Below are 18,226 nucleotides of genomic sequence, written 5' to 3' on the forward strand. Positions count from 1 at the left end.
GGGGTGGGAGGGCGAGCAATTGAAACGTTGGGCTTTGATCCTGGTCGCAGCCGTGGCCCTCGTCGGCTGCGCTCACAACTTAACCTTCGTTAATCGGGAGACCGGCGAGAGGGGAACCGCAACGGTAAAGGGCGGGTCGCGCGGCGGCGATATTCAAATCACGCTCGGCGACAAGATTTACAACGGAACTTGGATTTTTGAATCGAACGGTGGCTCTATCGGTTTCGCCAACGGCACTGCGTTTTCCGGCACAGCCGTCGCGTCGGCGAGCGGAATGATGTTTTCAGAGTCGACGGCAGGCGGCGGGACGATTTTGGCGTCCACTGATGACGGCTCAACGCTCCGCTGCCAGTTCAGCTATAATCAAATGGGAAATACTGGCTTGGGCGTCTGCCAGGACAATCATAACGGCGTCTACGATCTTCAGATTCACTGATACGTGCATTTCCAGGCAGGGCTCGCCGAGCCCCGTTCCCCCCCCCGCAATTCGCGGAAATCGCACCCAAAATCGCGTCCGCCTTGCTCCCGCCGCCTCAATTTGCGACAACCTCGCCCCACATTCTCACCCTGAGGCGACGCTCATGCCCGCTCTGCGCTCCCGCACCTCCACGCACGGCCGCAACATGGCCGGCGCGCGCGGCCTTTGGCGCGCCACCGGCATGAAGGACGGCGACTTCGGCAAGCCGATCGTCGCGGTGGTCAATTCCTTCACCCAGTTCGTGCCCGGCCACGTCCACCTCAAGGACCTCGGCCAGCTGGTCGCGCGCGAGATCGAGGCGGCCGGCGGCGTCGCCAAGGAGTTCAACACCATCGCCATCGACGACGGCATCGCGATGGGCCACGACGGCATGCTCTATTCGCTGCCGAGCCGCGAGGTGATCGCCGACAGCGTCGAATACATGGTCAACGCCCATTGCGCCGACGCGATGGTGTGCATCTCCAATTGCGACAAGATCACCCCCGGCATGCTGATGGCGGCGCTGCGCCTCAACATCCCCGCCGTGTTCGTCTCCGGCGGGCCGATGGAAGCGGGCAAGGTCACTTCGAAGGGCAAGATCAAGAAAGTCGACCTGATCGACGCAATGGTCGCCGCCGCCGACAGCAAGGTGAGCGACGAAGAGGTCAATGCCCTCGAGCGCTCGGCCTGTCCGACCTGCGGCTCGTGCTCAGGCATGTTCACCGCCAATTCGATGAACTGCCTCACCGAGGCGCTTGGCCTGTCGCTGCCCGGCAACGGCACGGTCGTCGCCACCCACGCCGACCGCAAGAAGCTGTTCGTCGAGGCCGGCCATCTGATCGTCGATCTCGCCCAGCGCTATTACGAGCAGGACGACGACAGCGTGTTGCCGCGCGCGATCGCCGGCTTCAAGGCGTTCGAGAACGCGATGAGCCTCGACATCGCCATGGGCGGCTCGACCAACACCGTGCTGCATCTGCTCGCCGCCGCCTACGAGGCGGAGCTCGACTTCACCATGGTCGACATCGACCGCCTGTCGCGGCGCGTGCCGGTGCTGTGCAAGGTCGCGCCGTCGATCGCCGACATCCACGTCGAGGACGTCCACCGCGCCGGCGGAATCATGGGCATTCTCGGCGAGCTCGATCGCGCCCATCTGCTCAACCGCGACGTGAAGATGGTCCATGCCGAGTCGCTCGAGCAGGCTTTGGCGCGCTGGGACGTCAAGCGCGGCGCGTCGAAGGCGACGCGCGAGTTCTTTTCCGCCGCGCCGGGCGGCGTGCCGACCCAGGTCGCGTTCAGCCAGGCGGCGCGCTGGGAATCGCTCGACGAGGATCGTCAGAAGGGCGTCATTCGCGATCTCGACCACGCCTATTCGAAGGACGGCGGCCTCGCGGTGCTGAAGGGCAACCTCGCCACCGAGGGCTGCATCGTCAAGACGGCCGGCGTCGACGCCAGCGCGCTCAAGTTCGAGGGGCCGGCGAAAGTGTTCGAGAGCCAGGACGACGCGTCGCGCGGCATTCTCGCCGGCGAAGTCGTCGCCGGCGACGTCGTCGTCATCCGCTACGAGGGGCCGCGCGGCGGGCCGGGCATGCAGGAAATGCTCTACCCGACGAGCTACATCAAGTCGAAGGGCCTGGGAAAGACCTGCGCGCTGATCACCGACGGCCGCTTCTCCGGCGGCACTTCGGGCCTGTCGATCGGCCATGTGTCGCCCGAGGCGGCCGAAGGCGGCGCGATCGCGCTGGTCGAGCCGGGCGACCGCATCGCCATCGACATTCCCGGCCGCACAGTCGAGCTCAAGGTCGCCGAAGCGGAGCTTAAGCGTCGGCGCGCGGCGATCGAGGCCAAGGGCAAGGACGCCTGGAAGCCCGCCGCGCCGCGCCCGCGCAAAGTGTCGAAGGCGCTGCGCGCCTACGCCGCCTTCGCCACCAGCGCCGCGCGCGGCGCGGTGCGCGAAGTGCCGTGAAGGAGCGCGGCGCGCGAGGCGCCGTTTGCAGCCGCGTTCGTTGAACGCGGCGACGCGGCCGGCGGCCGCGTCTACAAGCGGCGGTCGGTGGTTGGGCAATCGGGAGTCATTCCATGCAGAAGCGAAAACTCGGCCGCACCGATCTTTCGATTGCGCCGGTGGTGTTCGGCGGCAACGTGTTCGGCTGGACCGCCGACGCCAAGACGGCGTTCGACCTCCTCGACCGCTTCGTCGGCGCCGGCCTCAACGCGATCGACACCGCCGACGTCTATTCGGCCTGGGCGCCGGGCAACAAGGGCGGCGAGTCGGAGACGATCATCGGCGACTGGCTGCGCTCGCGCGGCGCCCGCGGCGCGATGACGATCGTCACCAAGGTCGGCTCGCCGATGGGGCCGGGCAAGAAGGGGCTGTCGGCGCGCTATGTCGAACAAGCGGTCGAGGCGTCGCTGAAGCGGCTCGGCGTCGAGGCGATCGACCTCTATCTGTCGCATTGGCCGGATGACTCCATCCCGCATGCCGAAACCCTCGGCGCCTACCAGCGGCTGATCGCCAAGGGCAAGATCCGTTGGTGCGGCGCGTCGAACTTCAGCGCCGCGCAACTTTCCGCGGCGCTTCAAGCGTCGCGCGGCGGCGGCCTGCCGCGCTACGAAGTCCTCCAGCCCGAATACAATCTCTACGACCGCAGCGGCTTCGAGGGCGCGCTGCGGGATCTCTGCGTCGCCGAGGAGATCGGCGTCATCACCTATTACAGCCTCGCCAAAGGATTCCTGGCCGGCAAGTACCGCACGCCCGCCGACCTCGGCCAGAGCCCGCGCGGCGGCGGCGTGCGCGGCTATCTCAATCCGCGCGGCCTGCGCATCGTCGACGCGCTCGCTTCCGTCGCTTCGCGCCATGGCGCCAAGTCGGCCGAAGTCGCGCTCGCGTGGCTGATCGCGCAGCCCGGCGTCACCGCGCCGATCGCCAGCGCCACGTCGCCGGCGCAGGTCGACAGCCTGATTCGCGCTGCGACCCTGGCGCTCTCCGCCGACGATCTCGCCGCGCTCGAGTCGGCGGCGGCGCCGGCCGCCTGAGCGGAATCTCCGGCGTCAAAAGCCCAGGTCCGCCAAGCCGTTCCGGCGATCATTGATCCTGCGCGGCCGTGCGTCCGATTGTCGCGCGGTTGATTGTTTTGGATCATTTTTGGGCCGCGCCGGCTACGTTACCGGCGACCTTGCTAGGGGAGTGGATCGCCCATGTCGCTGCTCGACTTCGAAGCGCTGCAGCTCGCGCCGCTGTCGCGCGAGCCGTTCACTTTCACAATCGTCCACAACGCGATCCGCCCCGCCGACGCGGCGGCGATCCGCGACGACTTCCCCGAGATCGAGGATTGCGGACTGCTGCCGGTCGAGGCGACGCATCACGGCCCGCTGTTCCGTCGGCTGATCGAGGAGCTCAAGAGCGAAGAAACCGCGCGCGCCTTCTCGGAGAAGTTCGGCGTCAATCTGGTCGGCCGGCCGCAGATGATCACCGTGCGCGGCCGCTGCGCCGCCAAGGACGGCCGCATCCACACCGACACGCCGACCAAGCTGATCACGGCGCTGATCTACTTCAACGACCAATGGGAGGCGAGCGGCGGCCGTCTGCGGCTGTTGCGCTCGCCGACCGACCTCGACGACATGATCGGCGAAGTGCCGCCCGATCTCGGCACGATGATCGCATTCCGCCGCTCCGACAAGTCCTTCCACGGCCACGAGCCTTACGAAGGCGTCAGGCGCTACGTAATGATCAACTGGATGACGAACGACTTCGCCGCGAAGCGCGAGTTGCTGCGCCACCGCGTCTCCGCCCGCGCCAAGCAGGCGCTGAAGTTGTTGAAGCCGCTCCGCGTCGCCAAGGCGGGAGGAGGCGCCCGTGGCTGACGGGGCTGCGGTTTCAGCGAGCCTGATCGGCTGCTTCGAGGCGAGCGCGTTCTCGGCCAAGCCGTTCCGCCATTGGCTGCTTTCCGACATTCTGCCCGTCGCCCTGTGCGACGCGATCGACGCGCTGCCGGTTCGGCCGCCGAAGATCGAGGACACCGAAGGAAAACGCGAGACGCACAACAGCTCGCGGCTGTTCTTCGGGCTCGACAATCGCCGCCGCCATCCGGTGTGCGACGCGCTCGCCGCTGGCTTCCAGTCGGCGGCGACGGTCGCGCGCATCGAGCGATTGTGCGCAATCGAGCTGCGCGACAAGAGCCACCTGCGGATCGAATATTGCCTCGACACCGACGGCTTCTGGCTCGAGCCGCACACCGACATCGGCGCCAAGCTGTTCACGATGCTGGTCTACCTTTCGACCGAGCCCGGCAGCGAGGAATGGGGCACCGACATTCTCGACGCCAATCTCAACCTCGTCGCCGTCGCGCCCTACAAACGCAATTGCGGGCTGATCTTCGTGCCGGGCGGCGACACCTGGCACGGCTTCCGGCGGCGGCCGATCCAGGGCGTGCGCCGATCGCTGATCGTCAATTACGTCAAGCCGGAATGGCGCAGCCGCCACGAGCTGGCCTATCCCGATCACGCCGCCGGCGCCTGAGCCGGCGCCACGGACTCCCAAGCGGCGCGCCGCCTTTCGCGCCGCCCCGCGCCGTTCTTTTTTGCGCTGGACTATCGAGCTGCGCCGATCCTGTTCTGATGGACGGCGAGGCAGACGTAGGCGGCGGAGAGCAGCGGCGCGTTGACGCCGACCTTCGCGCCGCGGCGGATGAGGTCGCCGACGATCGCCTCGGCTTCGGTCGGCTTGCCGCCCTGCAGGTCGCGGAACATCGAAGCCGCCAAATGCGATCCCTTTTCGGTCAACATCGCTCGCGCGCCGGCGAGCAAACCGGCCGACGGCGCAACCCCGACCGCGGCGACGATGGCGACGACCTCGTCGAGCATTCGCAACGCGAACGCCGCTCCGCCGGGACACGCCTCGACTTCGCCGATCGTTCCGCGCGTCAGGCAGTTGATCGCGGCCAGCGACGCGAGGAAGACCCACTTCTCCCACATCTCGCGTCGGATCGCGGGCGATAGCTGCGCGCCGATCGGCGCCGCGCGCATGAATTCATCCAACGCCGCCATGCGCGGCGTCGGCTCGCCGTCGAGCTCGCCGTAGGTGAGGCTCTGCATGGTCGCAAGCTGGACGACGCGGCCGTCGTCGTCGAGCGTCGCCGAAACTTTCGCAGCGCAGCCGACGAGGTTGTGCGGGCTGAAGCGCTGCGCCAGCAGATCCATGTGCCGCATGCCGTTGAGCACCGGCAGGATCATGGTTTCGGGGCCGACGGCGGGCGCGAAATCCTCCATCGCGGCCTCGAGCTGATACGCTTTCACCGTCAGCAGCACGGCGTCGTAGGTCCCGGCGAGAGTCTCGGGCGTGACGATCTTCGGCGGCAGCGTCGCGTCGCCGTGCGGGCTGAGGATGCGCAATCCGGATTGTCTCAGTCTCGCCGCGCGCGCCGCGCGCACGAGAAACGTGACGTCGCGCCCCGCCTGGGCTAACCGCCCGCCGAAATACCCGCCGGTCGAACCGGCGCCGACGACCAACAGACGCACGACGCAACCCTCCCGCTGACTGAGAGCCCGAGGCTAGAGTCAAAAGGCGGTCGAGGCCAGATGCGCCGATGTCGCTGTCACTTCGGCGTGAAGGTCAGCTCGGCGGCGCCGGCGCGCTTCAGCGCCTCTTCGTCGCCGGAAAGCGTGATCGACTTGCCCTCGTTCCACAGCGGCGCCAGGTCGCGATAGTGCGGCGAGAAGATGTGTCCGGATTCGCCGGTGGCGATGACGAAGCGCGATTTGTCGGGGTCGGCGAGATCGTAAATCGCGCGATAGCCGCCGCCGTGGGTGCGCGCGTAGGGCTGGTCGGGGGGCGCAGCGAAGCCGCCGCCGCGGTCGAGCGTGTAGAAGCCGCCGCTCGAGGGCATGCTCAGGTCGCTGATCCGGTCGAGCAGCGGGATGTGGCTGTAGACCTTGTGCTGCAACAGCGCCACATGTTCGCGGCCCCAGCGCCACTGGCTCATGTCGGACCCGTCGCGGGCCACCAGTTCGGCGAGGCCCTCCTCGAGCGCGCGCCCAAGCGTCGCGCGGCAGCCGGGGTCGGGCTTGTCCGGCGCGTCGCACCATTCGGGATGCTCGCCGAGCAGCGCGATCAGCGTCTCGGCGGCGAACGGCCCTTTCTCGCTCAGCGACAGGCCGGTCTTCTCGACCAGCATGATGCGGTGCAACGCCCTGACGAAGGCGGTGTAGATCAGCGGCTCGGGCCGGTCCTTGTCCATCACCCCGTTCCACGCGCCGAGCAGCGCCAGCGCCTGCCGCGCGCGCTCGTCGCTCGGCGAGACGCGCTTGAGGAACGGCAGCAGGTCGCCAAAGTCGAGGGCGAGGTGGTCGGCTTGCATCGTCGCCGACAGATCGAGGCTCAGCTTCGGGTTGGCGTCGAAGAATTGTTGGATGCGGCGGGCGCGGAAGGTCTCTTCCCAATCGCGGCCGTATTCGGCCGCCTTGTCGGGGCCGACGATCGCGTTGTTGGCGTTGAAGATGAACCCGGCGGCGGGATTGTGGAGCTGCGGCGCCTGGTCGAAGGTCATCACGCCGGTCCAGTCGAACGCGCCCGATGCGCCGTCGACCGGGGCGAGCCCGTCGCCCGACTTGCGGGTCGGCAGCAGGCCGGGGCTGATGAAGCCGATGTCGCCGTCGACGTCGGCGTAGGCGAAATTCTGGGTCGGCGTCTGATAGGACTTAAGCGCGTCGAGGAACTCGTCCCAGTTGCGCGCGACGTTGGCGCGCATCAGCGCTTCGGCGGTCGTGTCGCGGTCGCTTAAGCCCGTGAAGGCGAGCGCGATCGCCTTGCCGGGTCCCGCCAGCGCGGCGAGATCGCTGTCGACGTCGGAGATGACCGGGCCGTGCCGCGTCGCACGGATGTGCAGCGTGACGTCGGGCGCGTCCTTGACGTGGACGGTCTCGTCATGGACCAGGAACGGCCTGGCGCCGTCGGGCGTCAGGTAGCGGCTCGGATCGGTCGGGTCGACGGTCTCGACGAACAGATCCTGCGCATCGGTGTCGGAGCTGGTCAGGCCCCAGGCGATGCGGTCGCTCTGGCCGAGCAGGACGAGCGGCAGGCCGGGAACGGTGCCGCCCTTGATCGAGACCTGCGGCGTGACGATGCGCGCGAGATACCAGAGGATCGGCGCGCCGAGCTCGAGGTGCGGATCGTTGGCGAGGATCGGCTTGCCGGTGTCGCTGCGGGCGCCGGCGACGACCCATTCGTTCGAGGCGCCGTGGCTCATCTGCAGCAGCGCGCCGAGCCGGTCGCGCGTTTCGTCGAGGCCGGCGTGATCGGGACGGGCGGCCGGCGCGGTGGTGACCGGCCAGTCCGCCTTCGGCGCCGGAAAAAGCCAAGCGGCGCGATCGGCGGGCAGCTTCTGCGCCAGGCGCGCGCGCAAGGCCTCGAGCGCGTAGTTGCTGCTGAGCTGCAGCGACATCAGCTTGCCCCAGACCAGCGAGTCGGCGGGCGTCCACGGCTCGGGCCTGTCGCCGAGGATGAGGAATTCGGGCGGCAGCGCATTGCGGTGGCCGTCGAGGAAGGCGTTGACGCCGTCGGCATAGGCCTGCAGACGCTTCTGCGCCCACGGCGACAGTGCGGCGAAGCTGCTTTGCGCCAAGGGATAGAGGCCGAGCGTGCGGATGAAGCGATCGACGCTGACGAGATCGGCGCCGGCGATCTCGGCGACCCGTCCCTGACCGACGCGGCGATTGATCTCCATCTGGTAGAGCCGCTCGCTGGCGTGGAGATAGCCGAGCGCGCGCGCCGCGTCGTCGAGATTGGCGGCGAAGATGTGCGGCGCCCCGTAGCCGTCGCGCCACACGCGCGTCTCGGCGCTCAGGCCGGGCAGGGCGACCGAGCCGGAATAGGCGGGCATGGCGCGATAGAAGAGATAGGCCGCGGCGCCGATGGCGACGACGATCAGCGCGACCAGGAACTTCAGCGCCGCCTTCAACAGCCGGATCTTCATCTCCGTCGCTCCTCCCGCTGCGCGACGCCTTTCCGCCGCGCGCGGGCGCCAGTCAAGCGGCTCGGCGCGCGCTTGTCCATGCCTCGCTGCGTCGCGCGGCGGTCGCGTTCACAGCGAAAGCTCGACGATCACTGGCGCGTGGTCGGAGGGGCGCTGCCAGCCGCGCGCGTCGCGCAGCACCCGCATCGCCTCGACCTTGTCGGCGAGCGCCGGGCTGACCCAGACATGGTCGAGGCGGCGGCCCTTGTCGGCTTTGTCCCAATCGGGCGAGCGATAGCTCCACCAGGTGTAGAGCTTTCGTTCAGACGGGACGAAGCGGCGCAGCGCGTCGGTCCACGGGCCGGCCGCCTGGGCGCGGTTCAGTTTCTCGACCTCGACGGCCGTGTGGCTGACGACGTTGAGGAGCGCCTTGTGGCTCCACACGTCGTGCTCGAGCGGCGCGATGTTGAGGTCGCCGACCAGGATCGCGCGGCCGGCGGCGACCTGCTCGGCGGCGAACCATGCCGCCATTTCGTCGACGAACGCCAGCTTGTGGGCGAACTTGTCGTTGATCGCCGGATCGGGCTCGTCGCCGCCGGCGGGAACGTAGAAATTGTGGATTTCGAGCCCGTCGGCGCCGCCGCCGAGCGTCACCCGCAGGTGGCGCGAGTCGCCCTTGTCGCAGAAGCCGCGCGGAATCGCCGCGACGATCGGCAGACGCGAGACGACGGCGACGCCGTGATAGCCCTTCTGGCCGTTGAGCGCGACGTGCGCGTAGCCGAGCTTCGCGAACGCGCCGAGCGGGAACTGCCCGTCGGGGCATTTCGTCTCCTGCAGGCAGAGAACGTCGGGGCGGTTTTCCTCGAGGAAGCGCGCGACGAGATCGATGCGCAGGCGCACCGAATTGATGTTCCAGGTGGCGATCGAAAAGCGCAAAGCGGAGCCTCGGCGTCGGGGAGCGGCGACCATGGCGGATTGGCGCGCTGCGGCATACCGGGCGCGCCGACTTGCCCACAGCCAGCGCTCGGCCGCGTTTCCGCCTCAGTGGCGGCTGTTCGGCCCGCCCGGCATCGCCTGTTGGATGTGGAAGAGGTCTGGGTCCGGTTTCGAGGTCAGATCAACGTTGAACAGCGAAACCACGGTCTGGAAGCCCTGCGCGTCGATCACCGTCCATTGCTTGAGGGCGAAGCTGTCGGGGTCGAACACCAGCGCGATCTCCGCCGAACCGCCGAAGGTCGCCTTGTCCTCGATCTCGATCGTTGCGGAATTGTCGTCGATCGTCACCCGCTTGACCGTCGTGTCCTTGGCGAGGTCGACGTGGTCCTTGAGCAGGAACTTCAGCGGCGTCTGGGCGATGAAATAGAGGTCCTGGGTGTCGAGCTTCTGGTCGCGAACGGCGACGCTGCGGCCGTCGGCGACGATCTCGAGCCGCGCCGGCGCGTCGTAGTGGAACAGCATCCGTCCCGGCCGGTCGACGTAGAGTTGCCCCTCCGAGCGTTGGCCGTCGGGGCCGATCTGGACGAAATCGGCCGTCATCATCCGCGCCGAGTCGAGATAGGCGTCGGCGCGCTGGACCGCCTCCTCGGGCGTGATCTGGGGCTGGGCGGCGTCGGCATTGGCGTCCTTGGCGGGCGCCTTGCTCGCGGCGTCGTCCGATTTGACCGGCGCCGGCGGCTTCGGCGCGCCGAGACCGGCGGGGCGCTGCGGGGGCGTCGGCGGCGGGGCGACGTCGGCGGTCGCGTCGCCGGCCACGGCGAGGCGCGCCAAGGCGAGGATGGCGACGGCCGACCAGGCGAGGGGTCGAAGCGAGATCATCAGGGCCGGCTTTCGGGCGGAGGCGCGGCGTGCGCTTCGCCGCTGCATGGCAGGGCGTTGTGATCGCATTGTGGCGGCTCGGTCAAGGCGCGCCGGGCCGCCGGCGTGGGGTCCGGCGCGGGTCGCGAAGCCGGCGCCGGGCGAGGAAGCGGCGAACCCGCAATGTATAGAATTGTAATAATTGGCTTCACTATGATAAATGCCGGTTGAGACTTAAATATAGCGTTTATCTTACCCAAATCTCTATTTATTGGACTGTTGACTTCACTTTCCGTTACGGCAACACTCGGCGTGCAGGGTTAATATTGGGAGAATGGATATGACTAAGGTTTGGTTTGCTGCGGTTACGTCTTTCCGTGCGCCGGTTCAGCCGTCCGCCCCCCGTCCGCTTCAGAGTCACGAGGTTTTGCAACGCCGTATGGACCAATTCGGTCCGCGTCGGGACGCCGCGCGCAGCGCTCCGCTCGAGTCGCCGCCGCAACCGCTCGACGCCCATCTCATTGCCGACGGCGAGGCGCTCGAGGCGGCCTGGCAGGCGGAGATCCGGGCGATGATCGCCGCGCGGCGCGGCGGCGGCGAGGCGCGGACCGCGGCGCAGGCGGCGCGCGGCGAAAGCGAAGCGATCGTCAGGCGCATCGAGGCGGCGCGCGCGCTGACCCTCGACGGCCATAAGGTTAAGGCGCGGGCCGAAACCTGGCGGCGCGACGGCGCTCCGCTCGCTCCGGCGACTGCCGACGACCAGCAGGACGACGGCGTCTGGACCGACATGGCGGACCTGCCGCGCTACGACGCGCCGGCGAGGCGGACTGCGACCGCGGCGTTTGCCTGATGCGGCCGGGGCGCGCGCGGACCGGCGGTCGCCGGTCCGCCACCCGCGCCGCTATGGGACGCGCTTCAAGGCGCCGAGGACCCAGTCGGTCGCTTTGCCGCAGGGCGGCCGCAGCAGCGGAAAACCGCTCCAGTCCGACTGGTGGAAGACCGGCTTCAGCTTGCTGAAGGTCCGAAATCCCCATTCGCCACGATAAGCGCCGACGCCGCTCGCGCCGACGCCGCCGCACGGCTGGCCCTCCTGGACGAACTGGAGCAGGCAGTCGTTGACCGTCACGCCGCCGGCGATCGCCTCGCCGAGCCCGCGCGGCGGCCGAACCCGTCGAGCGCCAGCGGCCGGTCGCCGCCATTGACGTTCGCGATCGCGTCGTCGATCCGATCGTATGCGACGATCGGCGGCAGCGGCCCGAAGATCTCCTCCCGCATCAACCGCGACGTCTCCGGCGCGCCGATCGCCAGCGTCGGCGCCAGCTTGCGGCCGTCGGCGAAACTTTCGCCAGCCGGATTGACCTCGATGGTCTGCGCGCCGGCCCGTCGGCGCGCACGTTGGCGCGGGTCGCAGACGGCGCAACGCGAGAAGACGCAGATCTTGTAACGTATAGAATTGTAATAGTTGCGTAGACCATGTTATATTCTGTGTGGGTCTTGAATATAGTGGTTATCTTACCCATGTGTATACGTAAGGGTGCGTTGTCTCCACATTCCCACGCGGTGACACAGGGCGTGCGGGGTTGATATTGGGAGAATGGGTATGACCAGGAATTGGTTATCGGCGGCGACGTCTCATCGCGCGTCGGTTCAACGGGCGGCCCCCCGTCCACTCGAGAATCAAGAGGTTTTGCAACGCCGTATGAAGCGATTCGGCGCGAGTCGCGATGCCGCGCGCAGCGCGCCGCTGGACTCGTCGCCCCAACCGCTCGACGCAAATCTGCTCGCCGACGGCCAGGCGCTCGAGGCCGCCTGGCAGGCGGAACTGAGGGCGATGATCGCCGCGCGACGCGGCAGCGTCGAGGCGCTGGCGGCGGCGGTGGCCGCGCGCAGCCTGAGTGAAGCGATCGTCGGACGCATCGAGGCGGCGCGCCCGCTCACGGTTGGCGGCGTCAGGGTTAAGGCGCGGGCCGAGTCCTGGCGGAGCGACGGCGCGTCGCTTGCTCCTGAGGCGGACGACCAGCATGACGACGGCGTGTGGACCGAAATGGCGGAGTTGCCGCGCTACGACGCGCCCGCGGCGCGGCGTAAGACGACGGCCGGCGCGTGATGCGGTCAGGGCGCGCGCGAGCTTGCGTTCGCCGCCGGTCCGCTGCCGGCGTCGCAGCTAAGGCAGGCGCTTCAAGGCGGCGAGGACCCAGTCGGTTATTCTGCCGTAGGGCGGCCGCAGCAGCGGAAAACCGCTCCAGTCCGACTGGTGGAACACCGGCTTCAGTTTGCTGAAGGTCCGGAATCCCCATTCGCCATGATACACGCCGACGCCGCTCGCGCCGACGCCGCCGCACGGCTGGCCCTCCTGGACGAATTGGAGCAGGCAGTCGTTGACCGTCACGCCGCCGGCGATCGTCTCGCCGAGCACGCGCTCGCGCCGCGTCGCGTCGCGCCCGAACCAATAGAGGGCGAGCGGCCGCTCGCCGCGATTGACGAAAGCGATCGCGTCGTCGACCTGATCGTATTCGACGATCGGCAGCACCGGCCCGAAAATCTCTTCGCGCATCAGCCGTGTCGTTTGCGGCGCGCCGATCACCAGCGTCGGCGCCAGCTTGCGGCTGTCGGCGAAGCTTTCGCCGGCCGGATTGATCTCGACGATCCGCGCGCCGGCGTCACGCGCCTCGGCGACGAGGGCGATGAGCCGGCTGCGATGACGCTCGCTGATGATCGCGGTGTAGTCGGAATTGGCGACGAGCTTCGGATAGAGGCGCGCCATCGCCGCCGCCAGCGCTGCCGCCGCCGCGTCCGCCTGGCCGCGCGGAACCAGGAGATAATCTGGCGCGACGCAGGTCTGGCCGGCGTTGAACAGCTTGCCGGCGGCGAGGCGCGCGCTCGCCTGCTTAAGATCGCAGGACGGGTCGAAGATCGCCGGCGACTTGCCGCCGAGTTCGAGCGTGATCGGGGTCAGATTGGCCGCCGCCGCCACCGCCACCTGCCGGCCGACGGCGGTCGAGCCGGTGAACAGCAGATGATCGAACGGCAGCGCGACGAAAGCCTTGCCGGCCTCGGCGTCGCCGACGACGACGCTGACGAGATCGGGATCGAAATATTTCGCCGCCAGCTCGGCGAGCAGCGCCGAGACGCGCGGCGTCAGCTCGGAGGGCTTGATCAGCGCGCGATTCCCCGCCGCCAGCGCCCCGACCAGCGGCGAGAGCGTCAGCTGGATCGGGTAGTTCCACGGCGAGACGATGCCGACGACGCCGAGCGGCTGCGGCGTGAGCCGGTTGCGCCCGGGCAGGAACGGCAGCTCGGTCGCAACGCGGCGCGTCCGCATCCAGCGCTCGAGCCGTCGGCGCGCATGGAGGAGGGCCCTGCGGGTCACGAGCAGTTCGGCGATGCGCGTCTCCGGCGCGGCGCGGCCGCCGAAATCGGCGTCGACCGCGGCGACGAACGCGTCTTCGTTGTCGTCGATCAGCTTGAGCAGCCGGTCGAGGCGTTCGCGTCGTACGGCGGCCGGCGGGTTGGGATCGGCGACGAAGGCGCGCCGCTGAGCGGCGAAGCGCTCGGCAAGCTGGGGAAAGGCGGGCGGACTCGCGTTCATTTCGTTCCTCCCTGCACGCGCGGCAATTGGCTGGCGATCGTCGAGGCGACCACGCACGCCGTCGCTTCGACGTCGAGCGGATCGTCGAACGCTCATGCGCGGGCAGGGCGCAGCCACCCTTGTAGCCGATTTCGAAGGGATAAGTGAGCCTCGGGCGTCCCGGCGCTGTCAATTCGCTGCGCCGGCGCCGCGAACCGACGCGCCGAGCGTCGCGTTGCGGCCAGCCCGCGCGGGTGGGACCGCGCGGACGTGTGCGGCAGATCGGCCGCAACGCGACGCTGAGAGCTTACGGGATGAAACGCGGACCCCTGGCCGCCGGCGCCAAAGCGCCCGAATGCCTTCATCGTTCTTTACATTCGGCCGCATCGCCCGAAACGTTCGCCCGTTAGCCTCCGTCTCGACATGGCGCTTGGCGCCGTCGAAGAAGGAGATCGTCATGACCAGTATCGACAATGCCCCGCTGCGGCCCGAACCGCCGATCCAGCCGCCGCAGCCCAAGAGCGGCAGGAGCTCCGCCTCGCCTTGGCCGCGCGCCGTGGCCTTTGTCGGCGTCCTCGCCTGCGGTGTCGCGCTCGGCGTCGGCGGCGCCGCGGCGGTGGCGGCGGGGATGGACCCGATGGCCTGGCGGCAGGGCGCCCGCCTGACCTTCGTCCAGCGCGCCGTCGCGCGCGCGCTCGATTCCGTCGGCGCCAGCGCGGCGCAGGAAGCCAAGGTCCACGACATCGTCGCGGCGAAATTCGCCGAGATCGCGCCGAAGCCCGACGATCACGAAGCCTTGCGCAAACAGGCGCTCGACCTGCTCGCCGCGCCGACGATCGATCGCGCCGCGGTCGAGCGGCTGCGGGCCGACGCGGTGACGATGTTCGACGCGAAGTCCAAGGCGGTCGTCGGCGGCCTGCTCGACGTCGCAGATCAGCTTACGCCGGCGCAGCGCGCGCAACTTGCGGCCGAGGTCGCCGACATGCCGCGCCACGGCCCGATGATGGGCGGGTGGGGCGGGCCGCACGATCGCCTGTTCGACGGGCGAGCGGACGGCGCTCCTGACACGGGGCCCGACAAGGAGTAAGCAACCGCTCCGGTTTGGAGGCGTTGTGGCGGAGCGGCTTCTCATCATCGACGACGACGCAAGGCTGGCCGCGATGGTCTCGGACTACCTGACCGCCGCCGGTTTCGTCGTCGAGCGCCGCTCCACCGGCCGCGAAGGGCTCGCCGCGCTCGACGGCGCGGCGTTCGACGCGGTCATTCTCGACGTCATGCTGCCCGATATCGACGGGTTCGAGGTCTGCCGCACGATCCGCACGCGCGCTGAGACGCCGATCCTGATGCTGACCGCGCGCGGCGAGGAGATGGATCGCATCGTCGGGCTGGAGATCGGCGCCGACGACTATCTCGCCAAACCTTTCAGTCCGCGCGAGTTGCAAGCCCGCATTCGCGCCATTCTGCGGCGCGGGCGCGCCGCCGTCTCAGGCAGGGCGCTGCGCTTCGGCCGTCTCGCCATCGACCGCGAGTCGCGAACCGTGCGCCTCGACGGCGAGGAAAAGACCCTGACCAGCTACCAGTTCGATCTGCTCGCCGCGCTGGCCGACAACGCCGGTCGCGTGCTCAACCGCGAGCGGCTGCTCGATCTCGTCAAAGGCGAGGAACTCGACGCCTTCGACCGCTCGATCGACGTTCACATTTCGCGCATCCGCGCCGCGATCGAGGACGATCCCAAGCGCCCCCGCCGCATCATCACCGTGCGCGGCGCCGGCTATGTGTTCGCCAAGAAGCAGGACGGCGAACCGTGATCGGCGCCCCCCGCCGGCTGTTCTGGAAGGTCTATCTGACGCTGCTGGCGAGCCTGCTCGCCGTCGCGTTTCTGATGGCCGCGTTCTGGTGGTCGATCGGCGAAAGACCGCACGAGCGCTGGGGCGCCTCGCACGTTCAGCTCGGCGACTGGTCCATTCCGGCGCGCGATGACCCGCCCGGCGCCGTCGCCGCGGCGATCCATCGCCTCGGCGACGAGCTCGGCGCCGACATCTCCGTTTACGACGCTGAAGGCGCGCTCGCCGCGGCGCGCGGCGCGCCGATCCCGCTCGCCGCCGACAGAGAACGCGTCGGACCGCTGTCGCAGACCATGCGCGTCGACCTTCCCGACGGCCGGGCGGTTCTGGCCCGCCTCCGCCCGCCGGGCTTAAGCCCGCCGCTGCGCATCCTGACGATCATGCTGATCGTGGCGGGCGGCGTCGGACTCGCGGCCTTTCCGATCACCGCGCGGCTGACGCGGCGGCTCGAGGACCTGCGCTCCGGCGTCGAGCGCTGGGGCGCCGGCGCGCTGTCGCTGCGCGTCGACGTCGCCGGCGACGACGAAGTCGCGGTGGTCGCCCGCACGTTCAACGCGTCGGCCGCCCGAGTCGAGGCGCTGCTGGCGTCGCAAAAGGCGTTGCTCGCCAACGCCAGTCACGAGTTGCGCTCGCCGCTGGCGCGCCTGCGCCTGGCGATCGAACTGTGGTTCGCCCACCCGAGCGCGGAAATGCACGCCGAGATCGTCCGCAATCTCGCCGAGAGCGATCAACTGGTCGAGGAGATCCTGCTCGCCAGCCGTCTCGACCATGATGGCCCGATGGCTGCGTCCGCGGCCCCGGTCGACCTCCTCGGCCTCGCCGCCGAAGAGGCGGCGCGCATCGGCGCGGGCGTGGCCTGCGTCTCCGACGGCGGCGATCCGGTCGAGATCGAAGGCGACGCGACCTTGCTGCGGCGGCTGATCCGCAATCTCTTGGAGAACGCCGCCAAACACGGGCGCCCGCCGATCGCCATCGCCGTGACGCGTTGCGAAGACACGGCGCGCCTCGTCGTCTCCGACGGCGGCGAAGGCATCGCCGCAGCGGAGCGCGAGCGGGTGTTCGAGCCGTTCTACCGTCCCGCCGGCCGGGCGGAATCGTCCGGCGGCTGGGGCCTCGGCCTGTCGCTGGTGCGCCAGATCGCCAAACGCCACGGCGGCGCCGCTTTCTGCGAAGCCGCGCCCGGCGGCGGCAGCCGCTTTGTCGTCGATCTGGCGATGAAGCGCGCGTAATCCTCCCCTGCGAAGCGCATCCATGGCCTTTGCTGAGCGAAGCCGGCCCGCAGGGCCGACTTCTCACAGCAAAGACCATGAAAACCAAGAGCCTGAGCCGCGCGGAGACGTCAAGGCTTGCGACCCCCGGACTTTGTTCCGGGGGGAGCAACCCGCGAAGCGGGCGCGGCCAAAGGGCGTCCGAAGGGACGCCCGTCTTTCGACGGGCTATGGACTCCGAGCCCGGATCAGGCACGGTGGAACCAGAAGATTTCGAATTGCGATGTGTGAATCCGTAAGCCTGCGAAGCGGGGGAGAACGACGCGCAGCGGCGGCTCTGGAGGCGTTGTGATGGCGGTTCGGCTCAGCGTCGCAGAAGAGCGTTTTCCCGTCGCCGGCGCCTTCACCATCTCGCGCGGGTCGCGCACGGAAATCCGCGTCGTGACGGCGACGCTGTCCGACGGGACATTTGTTGGCCGCGGCGAATGCGTTCCTTACCCGCGCTATGGCGAGACGGCGGAGAGCGTGATCGCGCTCGTCCGTTCGGTCGCGATCGACCTCGACAACGGGCTCGATCGCATCGCGCTGCAGGACCGGCTGCCGCCCGGGGCGGCGCGCAACGCGCTCGACTGCGCCTTCTGGGACCTCGAGGCGAAACGGACGGCGACGCCGGTCTGGCGGCTCGCGGGCCTCGCCGAGCCGCGGCCCGCGACGACCGCCTACACGATTTCGCTCGGCGCGCCGGAAGCGATGCGCGAGAAGGCGGCTGAGAACGCCGACCGGCCGCTGCTCAAGATCAAGCTCGGCGCCGACGGCGATCTTGAGCGCATCCAGGCGGTGCGCGCCGGCGCGCCGAACGCCAAACTCATCGTCGACGCCAACGAAGGCTGGACGCTGGCGCAATACCAGGCCCTCGCGCCCGAGCTGGCGCGACTGGGCGTCGCGCTGGTCGAGCAGCCGCTGCCCGCCGGCGCCGATTCCGCGCTCGCAGGCGTCGCGCGCCCGCTTGCCGTGTGCGCCGACGAAAGCTGCCATGCGACGGAGTCGTTGCCGAAGCTTGCGCGCAAGTACGACGCCGTCAACATCAAGCTCGACAAGACCGGCGGCCTCACCGAGGCGCTGCGGCTCAAGCGCCAGGCCGAGGCCGATGGCTTTCGCATCATGGTCGGCTGCATGCTCGGCACGTCGCTGGCGATGGCGCCGGCCTTCCTGCTGACCGGCGGCGTCGACTTCATCGACCTCGACGGCCCGCTGCTGCTCGCCAAGGACCGCGAGGCGCCGATCCGCTACGTGGGCTCGCTGATGTTTCCCGCCGCCGCGGCGCTGTGGGGCTAGGCGCGCGCGGCGCTGGCGGCGAAGGCGGCGCAAGCCTCCTCCCCTGCGAAGCGGGGGAGGGGAACCGCGCG

The 18,226-nt window shown here is 69.1% G+C and carries 18 protein-coding genes; 11 read left to right on the forward strand and 7 right to left on the reverse strand.

All coding sequences use genetic code 11. The annotated features are described in order from the left end of the window. The 5 genes from ABSF49_RS11990 to ABSF49_RS12010 all read left to right on the forward strand — a co-directional run. Window positions 1–436: hypothetical protein (locus tag ABSF49_RS11990; protein WP_424112883.1), on the forward strand; the 436-nt coding region annotated here is incomplete at its 5' end. 145 nt (window positions 437–581) lie between these two features. Next, window positions 582–2,423: a dihydroxy-acid dehydratase gene (ilvD, locus tag ABSF49_RS11995; protein WP_424112884.1), complete on the forward strand. Its 1,842-nt coding sequence runs from the start codon at window positions 582–584 to the stop codon at window positions 2,421–2,423. A gap of 113 nt (window positions 2,424–2,536) precedes the next feature. After that, window positions 2,537–3,493 carry an aldo/keto reductase gene (locus ABSF49_RS12000; protein WP_424112885.1) on the forward strand — a complete coding sequence of 319 codons (957 nt, stop codon included), beginning with the start codon at window positions 2,537–2,539 and terminating at the stop codon, window positions 3,491–3,493. Window positions 3,494–3,655: 162 nt separating this feature from the next. After that, entirely contained in the window at window positions 3,656–4,321 is a 666-nt protein-coding gene (locus tag ABSF49_RS12005) for a 2OG-Fe(II) oxygenase family protein (protein ID WP_424112886.1), read from the forward strand. Further along, window positions 4,314–4,976 carry a 2OG-Fe(II) oxygenase gene (locus tag ABSF49_RS12010; RefSeq protein WP_424112887.1) on the forward strand — a complete coding sequence of 221 codons (663 nt, stop codon included), beginning with the start codon at window positions 4,314–4,316 and terminating at the stop codon, window positions 4,974–4,976. Before ABSF49_RS12005 ends, ABSF49_RS12010 begins: the two co-directional genes overlap by 8 nt. Window positions 4,977–5,047: 71 nt before the next feature. On the opposite strand, the gene ABSF49_RS12015 is transcribed toward ABSF49_RS12010, so the two are convergent. The 4 genes from ABSF49_RS12015 to ABSF49_RS12030 form a co-directional block, all read right to left on the reverse strand. Beyond that, window positions 5,048–5,974, reverse strand: a complete 927-nt coding sequence (locus ABSF49_RS12015; RefSeq protein WP_424112888.1) for a ketopantoate reductase family protein — start codon at window positions 5,972–5,974, stop codon at window positions 5,048–5,050. Between the two features lie 77 nt (window positions 5,975–6,051). Next, window positions 6,052–8,427: a penicillin acylase family protein gene (locus ABSF49_RS12020; protein WP_424112889.1), complete on the reverse strand. Its 2,376-nt coding sequence runs from the start codon at window positions 8,425–8,427 to the stop codon at window positions 6,052–6,054. A 108-nt stretch (window positions 8,428–8,535) separates the two neighbouring features. Beyond that, entirely contained in the window at window positions 8,536–9,342 is an 807-nt protein-coding gene (gene xth / locus ABSF49_RS12025) for an exodeoxyribonuclease III (RefSeq protein ID WP_424112890.1), read from the reverse strand. Window positions 9,343–9,447: 105 nt separating this feature from the next. Beyond that, the gene (locus tag ABSF49_RS12030) at window positions 9,448–10,221 is read right to left on the reverse strand and encodes an outer-membrane lipoprotein carrier protein LolA (RefSeq protein ID WP_424112891.1); all 774 of its coding nucleotides are present in this window, start codon (window positions 10,219–10,221) and stop codon (window positions 9,448–9,450) included. A gap of 418 nt (window positions 10,222–10,639) precedes the next feature. Here ABSF49_RS12030 and ABSF49_RS12035 point away from each other — a divergent pair, with 418 nt between their 5' ends. Next, window positions 10,640–11,050, forward strand: a complete 411-nt coding sequence (locus ABSF49_RS12035; protein WP_424112892.1) for a hypothetical protein — start codon at window positions 10,640–10,642, stop codon at window positions 11,048–11,050. A gap of 51 nt (window positions 11,051–11,101) precedes the next feature. Here ABSF49_RS12035 and ABSF49_RS12040 read toward each other — a convergent pair whose 3' ends face one another. Together ABSF49_RS12040 and ABSF49_RS12045 are read right to left on the reverse strand one after the other, a co-directional pair. Continuing rightward, a complete protein-coding gene (locus ABSF49_RS12040) occupies window positions 11,102–11,326 on the reverse strand; it encodes a hypothetical protein (RefSeq protein WP_424112893.1) in 225 nt (74 codons plus the stop codon). Further along, the gene (locus tag ABSF49_RS12045) at window positions 11,323–11,649 is read right to left on the reverse strand and encodes an aldehyde dehydrogenase family protein (RefSeq protein WP_424112900.1); all 327 of its coding nucleotides are present in this window, start codon (window positions 11,647–11,649) and stop codon (window positions 11,323–11,325) included. Before ABSF49_RS12045 ends, ABSF49_RS12040 begins: the two co-directional genes overlap by 4 nt. A gap of 250 nt (window positions 11,650–11,899) precedes the next feature. Between ABSF49_RS12045 and ABSF49_RS12050 the strand changes: the two genes are divergently transcribed. Continuing rightward, window positions 11,900–12,307, forward strand: coding sequence for a hypothetical protein (locus tag ABSF49_RS12050; protein ID WP_424112894.1), 408 nt, complete (start codon window positions 11,900–11,902; stop codon window positions 12,305–12,307). A 57-nt stretch (window positions 12,308–12,364) separates the two neighbouring features. Here ABSF49_RS12050 and ABSF49_RS12055 read toward each other — a convergent pair whose 3' ends face one another. Further along, entirely contained in the window at window positions 12,365–13,789 is a 1,425-nt protein-coding gene (locus tag ABSF49_RS12055) for a coniferyl aldehyde dehydrogenase (RefSeq protein ID WP_424112895.1), read from the reverse strand. Window positions 13,790–14,225: 436 nt separating this feature from the next. Between ABSF49_RS12055 and ABSF49_RS12060 the strand changes: the two genes are divergently transcribed. The 4 genes from ABSF49_RS12060 to dgcA all read left to right on the forward strand — a co-directional run bounded on the left by ABSF49_RS12060 (window position 14,226) and on the right by dgcA (window position 18,155). Then, window positions 14,226–14,855: a Spy/CpxP family protein refolding chaperone gene (locus tag ABSF49_RS12060; protein WP_424112896.1), complete on the forward strand. Its 630-nt coding sequence runs from the start codon at window positions 14,226–14,228 to the stop codon at window positions 14,853–14,855. Window positions 14,856–14,880: 25 nt separating this feature from the next. Continuing rightward, window positions 14,881–15,576: a response regulator transcription factor gene (locus ABSF49_RS12065; RefSeq protein ID WP_424112897.1), complete on the forward strand. Its 696-nt coding sequence runs from the start codon at window positions 14,881–14,883 to the stop codon at window positions 15,574–15,576. Beyond that, complete coding sequence (locus tag ABSF49_RS12070; protein ID WP_424112898.1) at window positions 15,573–16,841, forward strand: sensor histidine kinase; 1,269 nt, start codon at window positions 15,573–15,575, stop codon at window positions 16,839–16,841. The genes ABSF49_RS12065 and ABSF49_RS12070 overlap by 4 nt, the downstream gene beginning before the upstream one ends. Before the next feature lie 330 nt (window positions 16,842–17,171). Then, window positions 17,172–18,155 (forward strand): N-acetyl-D-Glu racemase DgcA, encoded by a 984-nt coding sequence (dgcA, locus tag ABSF49_RS12075; protein ID WP_424112899.1) that lies wholly within the window; start codon window positions 17,172–17,174, stop codon window positions 18,153–18,155. Window positions 18,156–18,226 lie beyond the last annotated feature (71 nt).

It is taken from the genome of Roseiarcus sp., from assembly GCF_049514155.1.
GTDB lineage: Bacteria > Pseudomonadota > Alphaproteobacteria > Rhizobiales > Beijerinckiaceae > Roseiarcus.

Bases quoted from the DNA above. Each gene is read 5' to 3' on its own strand.
- ilvD (WP_424112884.1), top strand. From the start codon at position 582: ATGCCCGCTCTGCGCTCCCGCACCTCCACGCACGGCCGCAACATGGCC.
- ABSF49_RS12000 (WP_424112885.1), top strand. From the start codon at position 2,537: ATGCAGAAGCGAAAACTCGGCCGCACCGATCTTTCGATTGCGCCGGTG.
- ABSF49_RS12005 (WP_424112886.1), top strand. From the start codon at position 3,656: ATGTCGCTGCTCGACTTCGAAGCGCTGCAGCTCGCGCCGCTGTCGCGC.
- ABSF49_RS12020 (WP_424112889.1), bottom strand. From the start codon at position 8,427: ATGAAGATCCGGCTGTTGAAGGCGGCGCTGAAGTTCCTGGTCGCGCTG.
- ABSF49_RS12030 (WP_424112891.1), bottom strand. From the start codon at position 10,221: ATGATCTCGCTTCGACCCCTCGCCTGGTCGGCCGTCGCCATCCTCGCC.
- ABSF49_RS12035 (WP_424112892.1), top strand. From the start codon at position 10,640: ATGGACCAATTCGGTCCGCGTCGGGACGCCGCGCGCAGCGCTCCGCTC.
- ABSF49_RS12050 (WP_424112894.1), top strand. From the start codon at position 11,900: ATGAAGCGATTCGGCGCGAGTCGCGATGCCGCGCGCAGCGCGCCGCTG.
- ABSF49_RS12055 (WP_424112895.1), bottom strand. From the start codon at position 13,789: ATGAACGCGAGTCCGCCCGCCTTTCCCCAGCTTGCCGAGCGCTTCGCC.
- ABSF49_RS12060 (WP_424112896.1), top strand. From the start codon at position 14,226: ATGACCAGTATCGACAATGCCCCGCTGCGGCCCGAACCGCCGATCCAG.
- dgcA (WP_424112899.1), top strand. From the start codon at position 17,172: ATGGCGGTTCGGCTCAGCGTCGCAGAAGAGCGTTTTCCCGTCGCCGGC.